This window comes from Actinoplanes sp. URMC 104 (assembly GCF_051386375.1).
Taxonomy (GTDB): domain Bacteria; phylum Actinomycetota; class Actinomycetes; order Mycobacteriales; family Micromonosporaceae; genus Actinoplanes.
The window spans coordinates 1,638,735-1,655,626 of sequence record NZ_JBPQTO010000002.1; the positions used below are offsets into that span (position 1 = coordinate 1,638,735).

Here is a 16,892-nt window from a genome sequence, read left to right on the forward strand (position 1 = left end):
CGGCCCGCGGCGTCAGGTCGCGGGCCGGTCCTTCGACAACCACATCTCCAGCCCGTCGAGCACCCGTTCCAGACCGAAGGCGTACGTGTCCTCGAGCACCTGGTCGGGGTCCTGCGCGAGCGGCTTGGTCTCCCGCCGCCACCTGGTGTAGTTCGGGTTGTCGGGGGCGAGCTGCTCGAGGTAGGGCTCGACGTCCTCGGCGACCTCCGCGTACGTCTTGCCGGTGCGCCTGAGCGCCGACTTGATCGCCGCCTCGGAGGTCGCTGAGCCGATCGCGTGCGAGTTGATCACGGCGCTCGCGTGCGACAGCTCCATGCCGGTGAACCCGGCCGCGCTGAACAGCGCCACCAGCCGCTCGCCGAGGCGCATCGCGTTCGGCCCGATCGTCGGGTGCATGCCGAGCAGACCGATCACCCACGGGTGCCGCAGCAGCGCCGCCCGCATCCCGTTGGCGCAGATCGACGCGCCCATCCGCCAGCTCGTGTCGCCGGGGTCGGGCACGTAGATCTCGCCCAGCACCTCGTCGACCGCGAGCTCGAGCAGCTCGTCCTTGTTCGCGACGTGCCAGTACAGCGACGTCGCGCCCGAGCCCAGCTTGGTGCCGAGCCGGCGCATGCTCAGGCCCGCCGGCCCCTCCGCGTCGAGCAGTTCGATCGCCGCGCGCACGATCTGCTCGCGGCTGAGGCCGGGCTGGCCGGTCTGGGCGCGCGGCGGCCGCAGCCAGACGGAGCCGGTGAACGAGTCGGGCCTGGTCATGCACTCATTCTAAGGGCACTCGCACAGTGTTCGAGTTTGCTGGTACGGTGTTCGAGCTCATCGCACACTGTACGAGAGAGGCCGTCATGCCCGAACGAGATCCGCGGCGCTGGTTGATCCTCGGCGTGCTCTGCCTGAGCCTGCTGGTGGTCGTCGTCGACAACATGGTGCTCAACATCGCCATCCCATCGCTGATCCGCGACCTCGGCGCGAGCACTGCCGAGATTCAGTGGATCATCGACGCGTACATCCTGGTCTTCGCCGGCCTGCTGCTCACCGCGGGAAGCCTGTCGGACCGCCACGGCCGCCGCCGCGGTCTGGTGATCGGCCTGGTCGTCTTCGGCGGCGCGTCGGTGCTGGCCACCCTCTGCCGGACGCCCGAGCAGCTCATCGCCGTACGCGGTCTGATGGGTGTCGGCGCCGCGTTCCTCATGCCCGGCACGCTCTCGATCCTCACCACCGTCTTCGACGAGGACGAGCGCAAGAAGGCCATCGCCATCTGGAGCTCGGTGCTCATGCTCGGCGCGCTCGGCGGCCCCAGCCTCGGCGGGCTGCTGCTCGAGCACTTCTGGTGGGGCTCGATCTTCCTGCTCAACGTGCCGATCGCGGCGCTGGGCATCGTGGCCGCGCTCGCCGTCATCCCCGAGTCGCGCGGCGCGGCCAGCCGGCCCGACCTGCTCGGCGCGCTGCTGTCCACGATCGGCATGACGGCCCTGGTGTGGGGCGTCATCAACTCGGCCCAGGGCGGTTGGACGTCGCCGTCGACGCTGGGCGGCTTCGCCGTCGCGGCGGTCGCGCTCGCCGCGTTCGTCGTCTGGGAACGCCGGGTGGCCGAGCCGATGCTGCCGATGACGCTGTTCCGCAACCGCAACTTCGCGGGCGCCAGCCTGTCGATCGTGCTGCTGTCGTTCTCGGCCGGCGGGGTGCTGCTCGCGCTGACGCAGTACCTGCAGTTCGTCCTCGGCTACGAGCCCCTCAAGGCGGGCACCGCGTTCATTCCGATGCTCGTCACCGCCATGGTCTTCAACGGCGTGGGGGTCGTCGTCGACAAGAAGTTCGGCACGCGTACGGCGTTGGCCGCGGGACTGCTGCTGATGAGCGCGGGCTTCGGCGTCCTCGCCTCGCTCTCCCCCGGCGACGGCTACGCCAAGCTCGCGCTGGCCCTGGTCGTCATCGGCATGGGCAGCGGCACGGCCGGTCCCGCCGCCTACGGGACGCTGATGGCCGCACTGCCGCCGGAGCGCGTGGGCGTCGGTTCCGCCGTCAACGACACCGTGCAGCAGGTCGGCACGGCGCTGAGCGTCGCCGTGCTGGGCAGCGTCCTCACCGCCACGTACCGCGCCGCCATGCCCACCGACGTGGCCGGCCAGGCCCGCGACTCGATCGGCGACGCCCTGCGCATCGCCGCCGCGACCGGGGACGCGGCGCTCGCCCGGGTCGCCCAGGACTCGTTCGTCTCGGCGATCGCCGCCACCTCGCTGATCGGGGTGGTCGGGGGCATCGTGGCGGCCGTGGTCGCGGTCGCCGTGCTGCGCCCCAAGCCCGCGCCGGCCCCGCCCGCCTCGCCGACCGGATCGGAAACTTCGAACAGCCGTACTAACATGGCGGCATGACCTATCAGCCGTCGATGTTCGACCTCGCCGACGACGCCGGGGGCGGCCCCGCCTCCGGCGTCGGCGAGCTCGCGGGCCGCGTCACCCGTCACCGGCTCACCGCCGGCGCCTGGGTCGACGTGCTGCCCGGCTGGCTGCACGGGTCCGATGCGGTGTTCGAGACCCTGCTCGGCATCGACTGGCGGGCCGACCGCCGGCAGATGTACGACAACATCGTCGACGTCCCCCGGCTGCTGCGCTGGTTCGGTGGCGACGAGGAGCTGCCGCATCCGGCGCTCACCGAGGCGAAAGCGGCGCTGAACGCGCACTATGCCGACGAGCTGGGCGAGGAGTTCGTCAGCGCCGGCATGTGCCTCTACCGAGACGGGCGCGACAGCGTCGCCTGGCACGGCGACACCCTGGGCCGCTCGGCCCGCGACGACACCATGGTCGCCATCGTCTCGCTCGGCTCCCCGCGCAACCTCTCCCTGCGACCGCGCGCGGGCAACCACGAGACGCTCCGCTTCCCCCTGGGCCACGGCGATCTCATCGTCATGGGCGGCTCCTGCCAGCGCACGTGGGAGCACGCCATCCTCAAGACCGCCAAGCCGGTCGGTCCCCGCATCAGCGTCCAGTTCCGCCCGATCAACGTCGCCTGACCGACCCCCTCCCGTACGGAGAGAGCGCCCAGCGCAAGCTCGGGAGCGGGTCAGAGTATCGCCCGATCGGGAGCAGTCGGCGCAACCGCGGCCCAGGCAGGTGCCGCCGGGGCGGGAGCGGACGAACGGAGAGAAGCCGCGACGGCCACCCTGGGCGCGCCCGCGGGCACCCAGGCGGTGACCCGGCCGGTGTTCCGCCGAGCAGGTGTCGACCGGATCCGGGAAAGCCACCGAGCGTTCGTGACGGCCGCGCCCAAGCTCGCGCGGCCCGCGCCGGACCCGGTGCGCGCAACCCACGAGGTGGGCGCGCCATGCGGGAAATGCGGCGGGAAACAACTTGGAAACAGGCGGTTGACGTGCGCGGCCGGAAAGTTACACTGCCAGTGTAAATAGTTGACCATCACGCTCCACACAGGACGGTGTCGCCGTGTGCCGGCGCTTCCGTTCGGCCACTTTGCCGCCCGAGCCGAGGTGACCATGTCGACGGAACCAGCCGAGCAGGGTCTGTCCCTGCACCACATCACGGTCCGCTTCGGCGGGCTGCTCGCCCTCGACGACGTGTCCCTGCGGGTGCCGCCGGGCCGCACGGTGGGCATCATCGGGCCCAACGGCGCGGGCAAGACGACGCTGTTCAACGTGATCTGCGGGTTCGTCACGCCGCAGTCGGGGGCCATGACGCTCGACGGCAAACCGTTCCGGGCCCGGCCGCATCAGCTCAACCGGCACGGCATCGCGCGCACTCTGCAGGGCGTCGGCCAGTTCGACGGCATGACCGTGCTGGAGAACGTCCTGGTCGGCGCGCGGACGAAGAGCAGCGAGCGGGACGCGTGGACGGCCCTCGAGCGGTGCGGGGTCGCCGACCAGGCGCACGCGTTGCCGAAAACCCTGCCGTACGCGAAACGCAAGCGGGTGGAACTGGCCCGTGCGCTGGCCGCGAAGCCGCGCATCCTGATGCTCGACGAGCCGGCGGGCGGCCTGGACGCCGACGAGATCCGGTGGCTCGCCGACCTCATCCAGCAGGCCGGCACGACCGTGCTGCTCGTCGAGCACCACATGGAGCTGGTGATGTCGGTCTGCGACGAGATCCTGGTGCTCGACTTCGGCAAGCCGATCGCGCTGGGCACGCCCGGCGAGATCCGCACCGACGACAAGGTCGCCGAGGCCTATCTGGGGGCCGCCGCGTGAGCGCGCTGCTCGAGGTCGACGGCCTCACCGCGGGCTACGGCGCCGCGCCCGTGCTGCACGACATCAGCCTGACCGTCCAGCCCGGACAGATCGTCGCCGTGCTGGGCGCGAACGGCGCCGGCAAGTCGACCCTCCTGCGTACGCTCTCGGGTCTCCTGCCCGCCGAAAAGGGGCGCGTCCTGCTCGATGGCCGTGACATCAGGGGCATCCGGGTCGAGCGGATGGTGCGTCACGGCCTCGCGCACGTCCCCGAGGGCCGCGGCGTGGTCACCGAACTGACCGTGGAGGAGAACCTGCGGCTCGGCGGCCTCTGGCGCAAGCCGCAGCCGTCGCTCGCGCCGATCTACGAGTTGTTCCCGCGCCTGGCCGAGCGCCGCGGCCATCTGGGCCATCAGCTCTCCGGCGGCGAGCGGCAGATGCTCGCGATCGGCCGCGCGCTCGCGGCGCAACCCCGGCTGCTGCTGCTCGACGAGCCGTCGCTGGGCCTGGCGCCCAAGGTCACCGCCCAGATCATGGCCCTGCTGCGGGACCTGCGCGACCGCACCGGCCTGGCCGTGCTGCTGGTCGAGCAGAACGTCCGCAGCGCGCTCTCGATCGCCGACGAGGGCATCGTGCTGTCGCTGGGCCGCATCGTCACCCGCCACGACACCGCGACGCTGACCGACGACGCCGATCTCCGGCACGCCTACCTGGGGTTCTGACATGGACCGTTTCCTGTTCCTCACCTTCGACGGGCTCAGCCGGGGCGCGGTCTACGCGGCGTTCGCGCTGGCCCTGGTGCTGATCTGGCGGGCCACGCGCATCGTCAACTTCGCGCAGGGCGCGATGGCGGTCGCCACGGCGTACGTCGCCTATTCGGTCTCCGACGCGACCGGCTCGTACTGGATCGGGTTCGTCGTCGCGCTCGTCGCCGGCCTGCTGCTCGGCGCCGCCGTCGAACGGGTCGTGATGCGCTTCGTCGACCACTCGTCGCCGCTCAACGGCGTGGTCGTCGCGCTCGGGCTCGTGCTGATCATCCAGGGCGTGCTCGGGATGATCTACGGCAACGAGTTCCGGCCGGCCGCGGCCCCGTTCAGCCGGGACGCGTTCGAGATCGGCGGGGTGGCGCTGCTGTCCCGCTACGACCTGTTCGTGTTCGCCGCGGTGGGTGCGGTGGTCGTGCTCCTCACGCTCCTTTTCACCCGTACGCCCACGGGTCTGCGCATGCGGGCGGCGGCGTTCGCGCCGGACGTGTCGCGGCTGCTCGGCGTCCCGGTCGGCGGCATGCTGACGCTCGGGTGGGCGCTCGCCGCCGCCGTGGGCTCGCTCGCCGGCATGCTGGTCCTCCCCACCGAGCTGGGCCTGCATCCGACCGCGATGGACATCGTGTTCATCTCCGCGTTCACCGCGGCGGTGCTCGGCGGCCTCGACAGCCCGATCGGCGCCGTGCTCGGCGGCCTGCTGGTGGGCCTGCTGCTGTCGTACATCAGTGGCTACCTCGGCGCGACGGTCGCCCCGATGGCCGTCCTGGCCCTGCTCGTGGTCGTCCTGCTGGGCCGCCCCGACGGCCTCTTCGCCCGCTCGAAAGCGAGGACCGCATGACCGTCGTCCGCGATCGGGCCGTCACCGCATCGGCCGTCACCACGAGACGGGCACGCTGGCATCCGATCCTCACCGTGATCATCGGCGCGGCCGTGGTCGTCGCCCTGGCGTACACGTTGCCGCCGTTTCGCACCTACCAGCTCGCGACCGTCGGGGCGTACCTCTGCGTCACCGCGGGCCTGACCGTCCTCACCGGACTCAACGGCCAGCTCTCGCTCGGCCACGGCGCGCTGATGGCCACCGGCGCCTACACGCTCGCGCTCTGGCAGAACAGGTTCAACCTGCTGATCGTGGGCATCGTCGTGGCGATCCTGGTGACCACCGCCGCCGGCGCCGTCATCGGGCTGGCCGCCGCCCGGCTGCGCGGCCCGTACCTGGCGGGCCTGACGCTCGCGGTCGCGGTCGTCGTCCCGTCGATCACGAGCACGTTCGACGAGACGTTCAACAGCGACCAGGGCCTGTCGGTGATCCTGGACCCGCCGCCCGAGTCGATGACCGTCGAGCAGTGGCAGGCGTACGTGTGCTGGGGCGGCGCCCTGCTCACCGTGCTCGCGCTGGCGCTGCTGACGCGCGGCCGCTTCGGCCGGGACATGCGCGCCGTGCGCGACGACGAGACCGCCGCCCGGCTCGCGGGCATCAGCGTCGCCCGTACGCAGGTCGCCGCGTTCGTCGTCTCGGCGGCGTGCGCCGGGCTCGCCGGCGCCCTGTTCGCGGTCCTCGCGCAGAGCGTCTCCCCCGGCGCCTTCCCGCTCACCCTGTCGCTGTTCCTGCTGATGGCGATCGTCATCGGCGGGCTCGGCCGGCTGTCCGGCGCGCTGATCGGGGCCGTGCTGCTGGTGGCGCTGCCCGCGGTCGCCCACGACATCGGCGAGGCGGCCGGGTCGCAGCGGCTGGAGGGCAACCTCGCGCTGACCTTCTTCGGCGTCGTCCTCGTCGTCGTCATGCTCGCCGCGCCCGGCGGCCTGGCCTCGCTGCGCCCGTTCCAACAGCTCAAGAAGAAAGGCCACAAATGAAACGCACAGCGACCGTTCTCGCCGCCGTGCTGCTGGCCGCGGCCGGCTGCAGCAACTCCGGCTCGAGCAGCAGTGGTGGCGGCGGCGGTGCCGACACCCCGGGGGTCACCGACACCGAGATCGTGGTCGGCACCCACATGCCGCTCACCGGCCCGGCGGCCGCGGGCTACAGCAAAATCGCGCCCGCCACCAAGGCGTACTTCGACTACGTGAACGCGAACGGCGGCGTGCACGGCCGCAAGATCACGTACAAGATCATGGACGACGGCTACAACCCGGCCAACACCCAGCAGGTCGTACGCCAGCTCGTGTTGCAGGACAAGGTCTTCGCGATCCTCAACGGGCTGGGCACCCCGACCCACAGCGGCGTGCTCGACTTCCTCAAGACCAACCGGGTGCCCGACCTGTTCGTCGCCAGCGGCAGCCGCAGCTGGAACCAGCCCGACAAGTATCCGGGCACCTTCGGCTTCAACCCCGACTACACGGTCGAGGGCAAGATCCTGGCGACCCATGTCAAGGCCGAGCACGCGGGCAAGAAGGTGTGCTTCCTCGGCCAGGACGACGACTTCGGGCGCGACAGCCTGGCCGGCATCGAGAAGGTTCTCGGCCCGGTCGCGGCCAAGCAGTCGTACGTGACCAGCAACCCCAACGTCGGGCCGCAGATGGGCGCGCTCAAGGCGGCCGGCTGCCAGGTCGTCATGCTCGCGACCGTGCCCGGCTTCACCGCGCTCGCCATCGGCACCGGTGCCAAGATCGGCTTCCGGCCGCAGTTCGTGGTGAGCAACGTCGGCTCCGACCCGGCCACCCTGGCCAAGACCCTGGGCGACGCCGCGCCGCTGCTCGAGGGCGTCGTGGCGGCGAACTACCTGCCGCTGGTCAACGACACCTCGAACCCGTGGATCCAGCTCTACACAAAGGTCAACAGCCAGTACAACAACAACGCGGAGATGGACAACAACATCGTGTACGGCATGTCCGTCGCGTACCTGTTCGTCCAGGTGCTGCAGTCCGCCGGCAAGGACCTGACGCGCGACGGCATCATCGCCGCGGTCGAGAAGGGCGGGTTCACCGGCCCGGGCCTGGTGCCCGTCCGCTACTCCGAGCAGGACCATTCCGGGTACGGCGGGGAGCAGCTCACGACCATCAAGGGCGGCAAGGCGCAGTTCCTCGGCAAGCCCTACCGCACCGACGACGGCGACGGCGCGGTCGAGGTCTACGAGTCCGCCCCGGCGGCCCCGCCAGCGAACGGCATCCCCGCTGCCTAAGGTGGGCTGCGGGACCAGAGCATGAACGAGCGTGAGGGAGCGTCGATGGCGGACCAAGTGGCGATCGTGACCGGAGCCAGCAGAGGGATCGGGTTCGCCATCGCGCAACGCTTCGTGGCGGCCGGTTACAAGGTGTGCATCACCGGCCGCGACGCGGCAGCCCTCGAGACCGCCGCCAAGGACCTGGGCGGCGCCGACGTGGCGATCGGGGTGGCCGGCAAGGGCGACGACCCCGACCACCGCGCCGCCGTGGTCGACACGGTGCTGGGCCAGTTCGGGCCGGTCACCACGCTGGTCAACAACATCGGCATCAACCCGGTCTACGGCCCGCTCGCCTCGATCGACCTCGGCGCGGCCCGCAAGATCTTCGAGGTGAACGTCCTCGGCACGCTCGGCTGGGTGCAGGAGGCCCTGCGCGGCGGGCTGGCCGAGGGCGGCTCGATCGTCAACATCTCGTCGGTCTCGGGCGTGCGCCCCGCGCCCGGCATCGCCTTCTACGGGGTCACCAAGGCCGCGCTGATCCACCTCACCGAGGAGCTGGCCGTCGAGCTCGCGCCCAAGGTGCGGGTCAACGCGGTCGCCCCGGCCGTGGTCAAGACCAAGTTCGCGTCCGCCCTGTTCGACGGCCGCGAGGAGCAGGTCGCGGCCGGCTATCCGCTGGCCCGGCTGGGCGTCCCCGAGGACGTGGCCGGCGCGGTCGCGTTCCTGGCCTCCCCCGACGCCGCGTGGATCACCGGGCAGACCGTGGTCATCGACGGCGGAGTGACGCTGACCGGGAAGATGCAGTGAAGCGCGTCGTGATCACCGGCGCCGGTGGCGGCATCGGCGCGGCGCTGGCCCGGCGGTTCGCGGACGAGGGGGCCGAGGTCGTCGTCAACGACGTGGACCCGGCCGCCGCCGAGGCCGTGGCCAGCGAGATCGGCGGGCTCCCGGTGCCGGGCGACGCCGCGGACGAGCAGGACACCCGCCGCCTGATCGACACGGCGTGGGCCGAGCTGGGCGGCATCGACCTGTTCTGCGCGAACGCGGGCACGCTCACCGCGGGCGACGAGAGCACGCCGGACGACGTGTGGACGCGCGACTGGAACGTCAACGTGATGTCCCACGTCTACGTGACGCGGGCCCTGCTCCCCCGCTGGCTCGGCTCGTCCGAGCCGAAGAGGCTGGTCATGACGGTCAGCGCGGCCGGGTTGCTGACGCTGCTCGGCAGTGCCCCGTACGCGGTCACCAAGCACGCCGCCCTGGCGTACGCGGAGTGGCTGCGCGCCACCTACCACCACCGCGGCATCACCGTGCAGGCGCTCTGCCCCCAGGGCGTGCGCACCGACATGCTCACGCGGGGCAGCGAACGCGGCAGTGCGAGCGCCGCCCTGCTGGCCGAGAGCGCGCTCGAGCCCGACGAGGTCGCGGCCAAGGTGCGCGAGGCCCTCGACGGCGACAGCTTCCTGATCCTGCCGCACCCGGAGGTCGCGGAGTTCTACCGGCTGCGCGCCACCGACACCGACCGCTGGCTCGGCGGCATGAACAAGATGCAGCGCGCGTTCGAGGGCGGCACGCGGTGAAGGGGCTCGACCTCGAGCGCCTGCGGGCGTACCTGGGAAGCGACCGGGAGCTGAGCGGGCACATGTTCGCCGGCGGGCGGTCGAACCTGACGTACGCGGTGACCGACGGCGAGCAGCGGTGGGTGCTGCGCCGCCCGCCGCTGGGCCACGTGCTGCCCACCGCCCACGACATGGCACGCGAGCACCGCGTGCTCGAGGCGCTCGCCAAGGCCGGGTTCCCCGCGCCGCGCCCGGTGCTGCTCTGCACCGACCCGGACGTGATCGGGGCGCCGTTCTATCTGATGGAGCACGTCGACGGCAAGATCTACCGCGACGTCTCGGAGCTGCAGGCACTGGGCCCGCAGTCCATGCGCGCGCTCGTGCTGTCGCTGGTGGACACGCTGGCCGACCTGCACGCGCTCGACCCGGTGGCGATCGGGCTCGAGGGCTTCGGCCGCCCCGAGGGCTTCAACCAGCGCCAGGTCACCCGGTGGAAGAAGCAGCTCGACGCGTCCCGCAGCCGCGAGGTCGCGGGCATCGAGGAGCTGCACGCGCGCCTAGCGGTCGACATCCCGGCGGGCGGGCCGGGCACGGTCGTGCACGGCGACTTCCGTCTCGACAACGTGCTGATCGGCGAGCAGCTGCAGGTCAACGCCGTTCTGGACTGGGAGATGTCGACGCTGGGCGACCCGCTCAGCGACGTCGCGCTGATGTTCGTCTACGCCGATCTGCCGCTCAACGTGGGCGCGGACGGCCGGCCCACGGCGCCGCTGCGCGTGCCGGGGCACCCGCCGCTCGCCGAGCTGGGGGCCCGCTACGCCGAGCGCAGCCGGCGCGACGTGAGCGACCTGCACTGGTACGTGGCCTTCGCCGCATTCAAGCTCGCCGTCATCCTCGAGGGCGTGCACTACCGCTACGTTCAGGGCCAGACCGTGGGCGAGGGCTTCGAGACGATCGGCGCGATGGTAGGCCCGCTGGTCATGCGCGGCCACGAGGCCCTGGAGGGACACTGATGGACTTCGGCTTCGACGACCGCACCGAGGACTACCGCAAGCGGCTGCTCGCCTTCATGGACGAGCACGTCTATCCGGCCGAGGCGTCCTTCCACGCCGAGGGCTGGGAGCCGCCGCCGATCCTCGAGGACCTGAAGGCGGCCGCGAGAAGCGCCGGCCTGTGGAACCTCTTCCTGCCCGGCGAGCACGGCGCCGGGCTCACCAACCTGCAGTACGCGCCGCTCGCCGAGATCACCGGCCGCAGCCCGCACATCGCGCCCGCCGCGCTGAACTGCGCCGCGCCCGACACCGGGAACATGGAGGTGCTCGCCGAGTTCGGCACCGGCGAGCAGAAACGGCAGTGGTTGCAGCCGCTGCTCGACGGCACGATCCGTTCCGCGTTCGCGATGACCGAGCCGCAGGTGGCGTCGTCGGACGCCACGAACATCGGCACCCGCATCCAGCGCGACGGCGACGAGTACGTCATCACGGGCCGCAAGTTCTACATCACCGGCGCGATGAACCCGAACTGCCGCATCTTCATCGTGATGGGCAAGACCGACCCCGACGCGGCCCGGCATGTGCAGCAGAGCATGGTGCTCGTGCCGCGGGACACGCCCGGGCTCACCGTGAAGCGCGGCATGACCGTCTTCGGCTACACGGACGGCGATCACGGCGGCCATGCCGAGGTGCTGTTCGAAGGCGTACGGGTGCCGGTGTCCAACCTGATCGGCGAGGAGGGCGGCGGCTTCGCCATCTCGCAGGCGCGGCTCGGCCCCGGGCGCATCCACCACTGCATGCGGCTGATCGGGATGGCGGAACGAGCGGTCGAGCTGATGTGCACGCGGGCGCTGAGCCGCACCCCGTTCGGCAAGCCGCTCGCCGAGCAGGGCGTGGTGCAGGACTGGATCGCCGAGTCGCGGGTGCGCATCGAGCAGGCCCGGCTGCTGGTGCTCAAGGCCGCCTGGCTGATGGACACGGTCGGCAACAAGGGCGCGCACACCGAGATCCAGGCGATCAAGATCATCGTGCCGTCGACCGTCGAGTGGATCGTCGACAAGGCCATCCAGACGTACGGCGCGGCCGGCGTCGGCCAGGACACGCCGCTCGCGGCCCTGTGGGCCGGGGCCCGTACGCTCCGGCTCGCCGACGGCCCCGACGAGGTGCACAAGCGCTCGCTGGCCCGCCGCGAGCTGAACCGTTACCGGAGTTCCACGTGACCCCAGCACCGCAGCGCGTCGACGGTCGCACCGCACGCTCCGAGCGCACCCGCACCGCGATCGTCGACGCGCACCTGCAGCTGATCAGCGAGGGCGACCTGCGCCCCACCGCCGACCGCATCGCCAAGACGGCCGGTGTCTCGCTGCGCGCGCTGTGGAGCCACTTCGCCGACATGGAGGCGCTGTTCACGGCCAGCGGCAAGCGCGTGCTCGAGCTGCGCGACGCCGCCTACCAGCCGATCTCGCCGGACCTGCCGCTGGCCGAGCGCATCGAGGCGTACTGCCGCCAGCGGGCCCGGCTGCTCGAGCAGATCGGCCCGACCGCCAAGGCGGCCGGCATCAAGGAGCCGTTCTCCGAGACGTTGCGGCGCTACCGGCGCATGCACGTCCAGCGCGTACGGGAGGAACTGGCCACGCTGTTCGCCGCCGAGGTGCGCGACAACGACGAGCTGCTCGACGCGCTGACCGCCGTCAGCATGTGGCCGACCTGGTCCACGTGGCGCGAGACCATGGGCCTGCCGGTGACTGCCGCGCGGGCCCGGCTCTCCCGCACGGTCACGTCGTTGCTGGCCTCGGCCTAGCGTTGCGCAGGCGGATGCCGCTGAAGCCCAGCGTGCTCGCCACCACCTCGTCCCAGAACGGCCACAGGTTGTCGAGCACGCGCAGCTGGATGCCGGCCTCGGCGTGATGCGCGAACAGGTCGCCGACCGGTTCCGGCTCGCCCAGCGGCTCGACCGGCTCGGTGGCGACCATCGCGTGCGGCTCCCCGTGCAGCGGCGCGATCGGCCGGAACGGCGCCGCGGGCAGCCGGTAGGCGAACACCTTCGCCGTCCGCATCGCGTCGAGCCACGCGTACTCGACGGCGTGCACCCGGACCCCGCACCCGGCGCCGACGATGCGCTCCCGATCCACATCGGACGTGCCGTCGACCACCCACGCCATCGCGCGCGGGCACTGACGCGGAAACCAGTAGTCCGGCGCCCGGTCGTGGCCGACGGCCCAGACGTACGCCTCCCGCTCGACCGCCGTCGCCGCCACGTGCGGCACGAAGCGGGTGATCGTCGGATCTTCGCTGAAGTGCAGCACTTCGCCGGCCCGGGGACGCATCCGTCCGTTGTACCGCAAGCATCACGATCTGCGCGGTCGAGCTGGTGCTGGGCCGAGCTGGGAGCGTTCTGGGGCTCCCCGCATTCCGATCATCGTCTACCTGGCCGAGCCGTCGCTGCCCGAGGAGGCATTGCCGCCGATCGTGCGGGGCGACGTGTGGGAACAGCAGTTGCTCAAGGTCGTGCAACGGGCTCGCGAGCTGGACAGCCGGGCCCAGCCGGGTGCACCGCCCGCCCCTACGGCCAGCGTGGCGACGCTGACGGTCGAGCCAGGGGCGCGCAGGGGACGACAAACCTGGCGAACGAACTGGTCGACATGGTGCTCGCCGTGCTGGAGGGCGGACGGTAGCGGCCGGCCGCGGGTCACATCTGCTCGATGTCCTCGCGGCCGTCGGGGCCGATCCATCGCTCGCCCAGCCAGAACAACAGGGTGAAGGCGGCGATGACGGCTACGACCAGCAACCAGCCGACCACGCCCTCATCGTGGAGGCGACCACGCGGGGGCGAACCGCACTCCCTGTCCGTCTACAGCCCGGCGGGAGAGGTCGTCACCGGTTCGAGGACCCGCTCGTAGCAGACGGAGTTGTCCGAACCCACGTACGGGCCGAACAGCGGGATCCGCCGATACCCCTCGCGCTCGTAGAAGCGGATCGCGTCGGGCTGGGCGGGGCCGGTCTCGAGGCGCAGGGTGGTCCAGCGGCGGGCGACGGCGGCCTGTTCGAGCGCGCGCAGCAGGGCTGTGGCCACGCCCGTGCCGCGGCTCGCCGGGTCGACGTACATGCGTTTGAGCTCGGCGGTCGTCTCGTCGAGGCGACGCAGGGCGCCGCAGCCGACCGGCACGCCGCCGGAGGCCAGGGCGACCAGGAAGACGTCGATGTCGGCGGCGGACGGCGGAGTGCCGGGCTCGTGGTCGTCGCTGCCGTAGCGCAGGTCCAGCTCGGCGCGTTGCGCCGCGCGCAGGGCCGTGCCGGCCGGGTCGTCCCACGGACGCTGCTCGATGGTCGTCACAAGCGTTACGGTAACATCTGTTCCGGAAAGCGGAGGTGTGACGGATGGCACGGACGGCGGATCAGGCCGCGCAGGGCGAGGCGCTGTCGCGGGCGGTGTGGGACGTGCTCGCGCACCAGGGGCTGGAGAGGCTGACCGTACGGGCTGTGGCCGCTGCGGCGGGATGCACGACGGGGCTGGTCATGCACCGCTTCCCCAACCGGCGATCACTGCTGCTGCACGCCCGTGAGCTGCTGCACGAGAAGTCGCGGGCGCGCGTCGAGGCGCTGGAGGCCGGGGCAGCCTCGCCGCGGGAGGCGCTGAGAGCGGTCCTGCATCAGGGGCTCGCGACGAATGCCGAGACGGTCGACGGCAGCGTGGTCTGGATGGGCTTCCTCGCCGCCGCGGTGTCCGACGGGGAGCTGCTCGCCGCGCACAGGAGCAACAACCGGTCGTGGCGCGAGCGGGTGGAGCGCCTGGTGGCGACCGCCGCGCCCGACTTCGGGCGGGAGCGCGTCACGGCGGTGGCACTCGCGCTGATCGCGATGGCCGAGGGCGCGGCCGCCTTCGCAGCGGCCGACCCGGCGAGCTATCCGGCGGCCGAGCAGGAGCGCATGCTCGACACGGCCCTGGAGGCGTACGGCCTAGGTGTCGGTGGCGATCTTGTTGAGCGCGGTGGCCAGCTCCGCTAGGTCGAGGCCGCCGAGGTGGTCGAAGATGTGCCGGCGCACGCTCGCCAGGTGGGTGGGCCACGCCTCGCGCAGGCGGTCCAGGCCCTGCTCGGTGAGCACGGCGTTCCAGCCGCGGGCGTCCTCGTCGCACTTGACGCGGTCGAGGTAGCCCAGCGACTCGAGCTTGGCGGCCAGCCGGGTCATGCCGCTGAGCGACATGTCGCAGGCCAGGGCGAGCTCGCTCATCCGCATGCGGCCGGACGGGGACTCGGAGAGGTGCCGCAGCACGCTGTACTCGCTGAGCGACATGCGCTGCCCGGTCTCGAGGTCGGCGTTCATCGCGCGGGGCAGCACCAGCAGCATCCGGCCGAGCGCCCGCATGACCGCCTCCTCGTCGGCGGAGAGTGCGGTGAGACCCGGCGGCAGTGCCGGATCGGGTGATGTGGCGGACATGACGTTGATCGTAGGCCGACCGTGCAGGAATAGTTGCTTGACGCAGCAAGTTAGAGCGCGAGAACACACATCCCCAGCAAGGAAGCCTGACATGACCAAGATCGGAATCATCCTCGGCAGCACCCGCCCGGGCCGCAACGGCGAGGCCGTGGCGAAGTGGGTCCACGACGTCGCCGCCAAGCGCACCGACGCCGAGTTCGAGCTGGTCGACCTCCTCGACTACAACCTGCCCCACCTCGACGAGGCGATCCCGCCGTCGATGGGCCAGTACACCAAGCCGCACACCATCGAGTGGGCCAAGAAGATCGACTCGTTCGACGGCTTCATCATGGTCACCCCGGAGTACAACCACGCTCCGTCCGGCGTGCTGAAGAACGCGATCGACTTCCTCTTCAAGGAGTGGAACAACAAGGCCGTCGGCTTCGTGGGCTACGGCTCGGTGGGCGGCGCCCGCGCGGTCGAGCACCTGCGGCTCATCGCCGGCGAGCTGATGCTGGCGGACGTGCGCGCGCAGGTGCTGCTCTCGCTCGCGACCGACTTCGAGAACTACAGCACCTTCCTGCCCGGCCCCCAGCAGGAGCAGGCGCTCAACCTGGTCCTCGACCAGACCGTCGCCTGGAGCAAGGCCCTGGAGACGGTGCGCAAGCCCGCCTGAGGCTGAAGATCAAAAACGCCACGAGGCCCCGGATGCTTGCGTCCGGGGCCTCGTGCCCGTCCAATGCATGGGTGCAAAACCAGACAACTAGTGACTCTTTGCAGCAACTGCTCGAAATGCCACGAAAGTCTTGGTGGGCACGGCTGCCGTTCGGCGTACGGATGACAGCCGGCATGAGTGCGCTGCTCATCGTGGTCGGCGGGGCCGTGGCCGGCATCGCCACGCTGACCGAGGACGGTCCCGACGCGCCGCGGATCGTCACGGCCGTCGGCGACCCGGCCGGCACGGGCACGGGAGCCGTCGAGCCGGACGCCGCGGCATCCGACCCCGGCATCCGGACCGCCGAGCCCGGCTCACAGCCCTGGACCGTCATCCCGGAGCCGCCGCCGGCCACCGCCGCCGACGCCGACTCCGGCGGTGGTGGCGGAGCCATCAACCCGCGCATCTCGGACAAGGCTGACCGGACCGCCACCCGCGAGCCGCGACACCCGGCCGCGGCCGCCGGCGGGACACGAACCGGCACGGCGACGGCGCCGAGGACACCGTACGACGTCACGATCCCGGCGCCCGTGCGGCGGCCCGTGCCGAGCGCCGGGCGGCCCTCGACCGCGGCGCCGTCCCAGTCCCGGCCGTCGGTGACGACCCGCATCGAAACCGAGACGCGCGCGCTGCCGTACCAGACCCGCCTGGTGCGCGACCCGCTGCTGCCCCGCGGCTTCCGCAAGGTGCGGACCGCCGGGGCGCCCGGCGAGCAGACGCTGCGCTACCTGGTGACCCTCGTCGACGGCCGGCAGACCGACCGCAAGCTGCTGGGCACCTCGGTCACCCGGCAGCCGCGGCCCCGCGTGATCGTGATCGGCACCGGCCGCGACTTCGACCACGACCTGGACGACGACCAGGACCGGTACTGCGCCCGGGACTTCGACCTGTGCATGTCGATGAGCCGCAAGGCGCCCTGCCCCGACGCTCAGCCGGCGAACGCCGTCACGCAGGCCGGCCCGGTCGTCGCGCTCGACCAGCTGGGGCTGCTCGACGCCGACGAGGTGCTCGCGAGCTCGCTGGACCTCCTCGCGGACCCGCTGGACGCGGACGAGACCGTCGCGGACAGGCTCGACGCGGACGCGCCGGCCGCCGACAAGCTGCCCAAACTGGACTGTGCCGCCGGCGGGAAGCCGTAATCGGTTGCGAGCGGCCGCCGAGGAGATCACCGTAGGGG

General features: G+C 71.7%; 19 protein-coding genes. 15 read left to right on the plus strand and 4 right to left on the minus strand.

The window, feature by feature from the left end; translation table 11 throughout:
- Window positions 1-12: 12 nt before the first annotated feature.
- Window positions 13-756 carry a TetR/AcrR family transcriptional regulator C-terminal domain-containing protein gene (locus ACSNN8_RS08620; protein ID WP_436648108.1) on the minus strand — a complete coding sequence of 248 codons (744 nt, stop codon included), beginning with the start codon at window positions 754-756 and terminating at the stop codon, window positions 13-15.
- 86 nt (window positions 757-842) lie between these two features.
- Here ACSNN8_RS08620 and ACSNN8_RS08625 point away from each other — a divergent pair, with 86 nt between their 5' ends.
- The 12 genes from ACSNN8_RS08625 to ACSNN8_RS08680 all read left to right on the plus strand — a co-directional run bounded on the left by ACSNN8_RS08625 (window position 843) and on the right by ACSNN8_RS08680 (window position 12,385).
- Complete coding sequence (locus ACSNN8_RS08625) at window positions 843-2,369, plus strand: MFS transporter (RefSeq protein WP_436648109.1); 1,527 nt, start codon at window positions 843-845, stop codon at window positions 2,367-2,369.
- Window positions 2,366-3,007: an alpha-ketoglutarate-dependent dioxygenase AlkB gene (locus ACSNN8_RS08630; RefSeq protein WP_436648110.1), complete on the plus strand. Its 642-nt coding sequence runs from the start codon at window positions 2,366-2,368 to the stop codon at window positions 3,005-3,007. The genes ACSNN8_RS08625 and ACSNN8_RS08630 overlap by 4 nt, the downstream gene beginning before the upstream one ends.
- A gap of 477 nt (window positions 3,008-3,484) precedes the next feature.
- The gene (locus ACSNN8_RS08635; RefSeq protein WP_436648111.1) at window positions 3,485-4,192 is read left to right on the plus strand and encodes an ABC transporter ATP-binding protein; all 708 of its coding nucleotides are present in this window, start codon (window positions 3,485-3,487) and stop codon (window positions 4,190-4,192) included.
- Entirely contained in the window at window positions 4,189-4,893 is a 705-nt protein-coding gene (locus ACSNN8_RS08640) for an ABC transporter ATP-binding protein (protein ID WP_436648112.1), read from the plus strand. The genes ACSNN8_RS08635 and ACSNN8_RS08640 overlap by 4 nt, the downstream gene beginning before the upstream one ends.
- Window position 4,894: 1 nt before the next feature.
- Window positions 4,895-5,773: a branched-chain amino acid ABC transporter permease gene (locus tag ACSNN8_RS08645; RefSeq protein WP_436648113.1), complete on the plus strand. Its 879-nt coding sequence runs from the start codon at window positions 4,895-4,897 to the stop codon at window positions 5,771-5,773.
- Window positions 5,770-6,786, plus strand: a complete 1,017-nt coding sequence (locus ACSNN8_RS08650) for a branched-chain amino acid ABC transporter permease (protein ID WP_436648114.1) — start codon at window positions 5,770-5,772, stop codon at window positions 6,784-6,786. Before ACSNN8_RS08645 ends, ACSNN8_RS08650 begins: the two co-directional genes overlap by 4 nt.
- Window positions 6,783-8,051, plus strand: coding sequence for an ABC transporter substrate-binding protein (locus ACSNN8_RS08655; RefSeq protein ID WP_436648115.1), 1,269 nt, complete (start codon window positions 6,783-6,785; stop codon window positions 8,049-8,051). Before ACSNN8_RS08650 ends, ACSNN8_RS08655 begins: the two co-directional genes overlap by 4 nt.
- 45 nt (window positions 8,052-8,096) lie before the next feature.
- Entirely contained in the window at window positions 8,097-8,840 is a 744-nt protein-coding gene (locus ACSNN8_RS08660; RefSeq protein WP_436648116.1) for an SDR family oxidoreductase, read from the plus strand.
- Complete coding sequence (locus tag ACSNN8_RS08665; protein WP_436648117.1) at window positions 8,837-9,613, plus strand: SDR family oxidoreductase; 777 nt, start codon at window positions 8,837-8,839, stop codon at window positions 9,611-9,613. Before ACSNN8_RS08660 ends, ACSNN8_RS08665 begins: the two co-directional genes overlap by 4 nt.
- On the plus strand, window positions 9,610-10,605 hold the full coding sequence (locus tag ACSNN8_RS08670) for a phosphotransferase family protein (RefSeq protein ID WP_436648118.1): 996 nt from the start codon (window positions 9,610-9,612) through the stop codon (window positions 10,603-10,605). The genes ACSNN8_RS08665 and ACSNN8_RS08670 overlap by 4 nt, the downstream gene beginning before the upstream one ends.
- A complete protein-coding gene (locus ACSNN8_RS08675; RefSeq protein ID WP_436648119.1) occupies window positions 10,605-11,804 on the plus strand; it encodes an acyl-CoA dehydrogenase family protein in 1,200 nt (399 codons plus the stop codon). The genes ACSNN8_RS08670 and ACSNN8_RS08675 overlap by 1 nt, the downstream gene beginning before the upstream one ends.
- Complete coding sequence (locus ACSNN8_RS08680; protein ID WP_436648120.1) at window positions 11,801-12,385, plus strand: TetR/AcrR family transcriptional regulator; 585 nt, start codon at window positions 11,801-11,803, stop codon at window positions 12,383-12,385. Before ACSNN8_RS08675 ends, ACSNN8_RS08680 begins: the two co-directional genes overlap by 4 nt.
- Here the strand turns inward: ACSNN8_RS08680 and ACSNN8_RS08685 are convergent.
- The gene (locus tag ACSNN8_RS08685) at window positions 12,360-12,911 is read right to left on the minus strand and encodes a DUF6886 family protein (RefSeq protein WP_436648121.1); all 552 of its coding nucleotides are present in this window, start codon (window positions 12,909-12,911) and stop codon (window positions 12,360-12,362) included. The two genes, ACSNN8_RS08680 and ACSNN8_RS08685, sit on opposite strands and share 26 nt — an antisense overlap.
- A gap of 524 nt (window positions 12,912-13,435) precedes the next feature.
- Window positions 13,436-13,918 (minus strand): GNAT family N-acetyltransferase, encoded by a 483-nt coding sequence (locus ACSNN8_RS08690; protein WP_436648122.1) that lies wholly within the window; start codon window positions 13,916-13,918, stop codon window positions 13,436-13,438.
- A gap of 44 nt (window positions 13,919-13,962) precedes the next feature.
- Here ACSNN8_RS08690 and ACSNN8_RS08695 point away from each other — a divergent pair, with 44 nt between their 5' ends.
- The gene (locus ACSNN8_RS08695) at window positions 13,963-14,589 is read left to right on the plus strand and encodes a TetR/AcrR family transcriptional regulator (RefSeq protein WP_436648123.1); all 627 of its coding nucleotides are present in this window, start codon (window positions 13,963-13,965) and stop codon (window positions 14,587-14,589) included.
- On the opposite strand, the gene ACSNN8_RS08700 is transcribed toward ACSNN8_RS08695, so the two are convergent.
- Window positions 14,542-15,021: a MarR family winged helix-turn-helix transcriptional regulator gene (locus tag ACSNN8_RS08700; protein WP_436648124.1), complete on the minus strand. Its 480-nt coding sequence runs from the start codon at window positions 15,019-15,021 to the stop codon at window positions 14,542-14,544. The two genes, ACSNN8_RS08695 and ACSNN8_RS08700, sit on opposite strands and share 48 nt — an antisense overlap.
- A 91-nt stretch (window positions 15,022-15,112) precedes the next feature.
- Here ACSNN8_RS08700 and ACSNN8_RS08705 point away from each other — a divergent pair, with 91 nt between their 5' ends.
- Window positions 15,113-15,676, plus strand: a complete 564-nt coding sequence (locus ACSNN8_RS08705) for an NADPH-dependent FMN reductase (protein ID WP_436648125.1) — start codon at window positions 15,113-15,115, stop codon at window positions 15,674-15,676.
- 173 nt (window positions 15,677-15,849) lie between these two features.
- A complete protein-coding gene (locus ACSNN8_RS08710) occupies window positions 15,850-16,854 on the plus strand; it encodes a G5 domain-containing protein (RefSeq protein WP_436648126.1) in 1,005 nt (334 codons plus the stop codon).
- Window positions 16,855-16,892 lie beyond the last annotated feature (38 nt).

What these genes read in the sequence shown, in the direction of transcription:
- ACSNN8_RS08620 (WP_436648108.1), bottom strand. Translation starts at nt 756, where the DNA reads ATGACCAGGCCCGACTCGTTCACCGGCTCCGTCTGGCTGCGGCCGCCG.
- ACSNN8_RS08625 (WP_436648109.1), top strand. Translation starts at nt 843, where the DNA reads ATGCCCGAACGAGATCCGCGGCGCTGGTTGATCCTCGGCGTGCTCTGC.
- ACSNN8_RS08630 (WP_436648110.1), top strand. Translation starts at nt 2,366, where the DNA reads ATGACCTATCAGCCGTCGATGTTCGACCTCGCCGACGACGCCGGGGGC.
- ACSNN8_RS08635 (WP_436648111.1), top strand. Translation starts at nt 3,485, where the DNA reads ATGTCGACGGAACCAGCCGAGCAGGGTCTGTCCCTGCACCACATCACG.
- ACSNN8_RS08645 (WP_436648113.1), top strand. Translation starts at nt 4,895, where the DNA reads ATGGACCGTTTCCTGTTCCTCACCTTCGACGGGCTCAGCCGGGGCGCG.
- ACSNN8_RS08650 (WP_436648114.1), top strand. Translation starts at nt 5,770, where the DNA reads ATGACCGTCGTCCGCGATCGGGCCGTCACCGCATCGGCCGTCACCACG.
- ACSNN8_RS08655 (WP_436648115.1), top strand. Translation starts at nt 6,783, where the DNA reads ATGAAACGCACAGCGACCGTTCTCGCCGCCGTGCTGCTGGCCGCGGCC.
- ACSNN8_RS08660 (WP_436648116.1), top strand. Translation starts at nt 8,097, where the DNA reads ATGGCGGACCAAGTGGCGATCGTGACCGGAGCCAGCAGAGGGATCGGG.
- ACSNN8_RS08675 (WP_436648119.1), top strand. Translation starts at nt 10,605, where the DNA reads ATGGACTTCGGCTTCGACGACCGCACCGAGGACTACCGCAAGCGGCTG.
- ACSNN8_RS08685 (WP_436648121.1), bottom strand. Translation starts at nt 12,911, where the DNA reads ATGCGTCCCCGGGCCGGCGAAGTGCTGCACTTCAGCGAAGATCCGACG.
- ACSNN8_RS08695 (WP_436648123.1), top strand. Translation starts at nt 13,963, where the DNA reads ATGGCACGGACGGCGGATCAGGCCGCGCAGGGCGAGGCGCTGTCGCGG.
- ACSNN8_RS08700 (WP_436648124.1), bottom strand. Translation starts at nt 15,021, where the DNA reads ATGTCCGCCACATCACCCGATCCGGCACTGCCGCCGGGTCTCACCGCA.
- ACSNN8_RS08705 (WP_436648125.1), top strand. Translation starts at nt 15,113, where the DNA reads ATGACCAAGATCGGAATCATCCTCGGCAGCACCCGCCCGGGCCGCAAC.
- ACSNN8_RS08710 (WP_436648126.1), top strand. Translation starts at nt 15,850, where the DNA reads ATGAGTGCGCTGCTCATCGTGGTCGGCGGGGCCGTGGCCGGCATCGCC.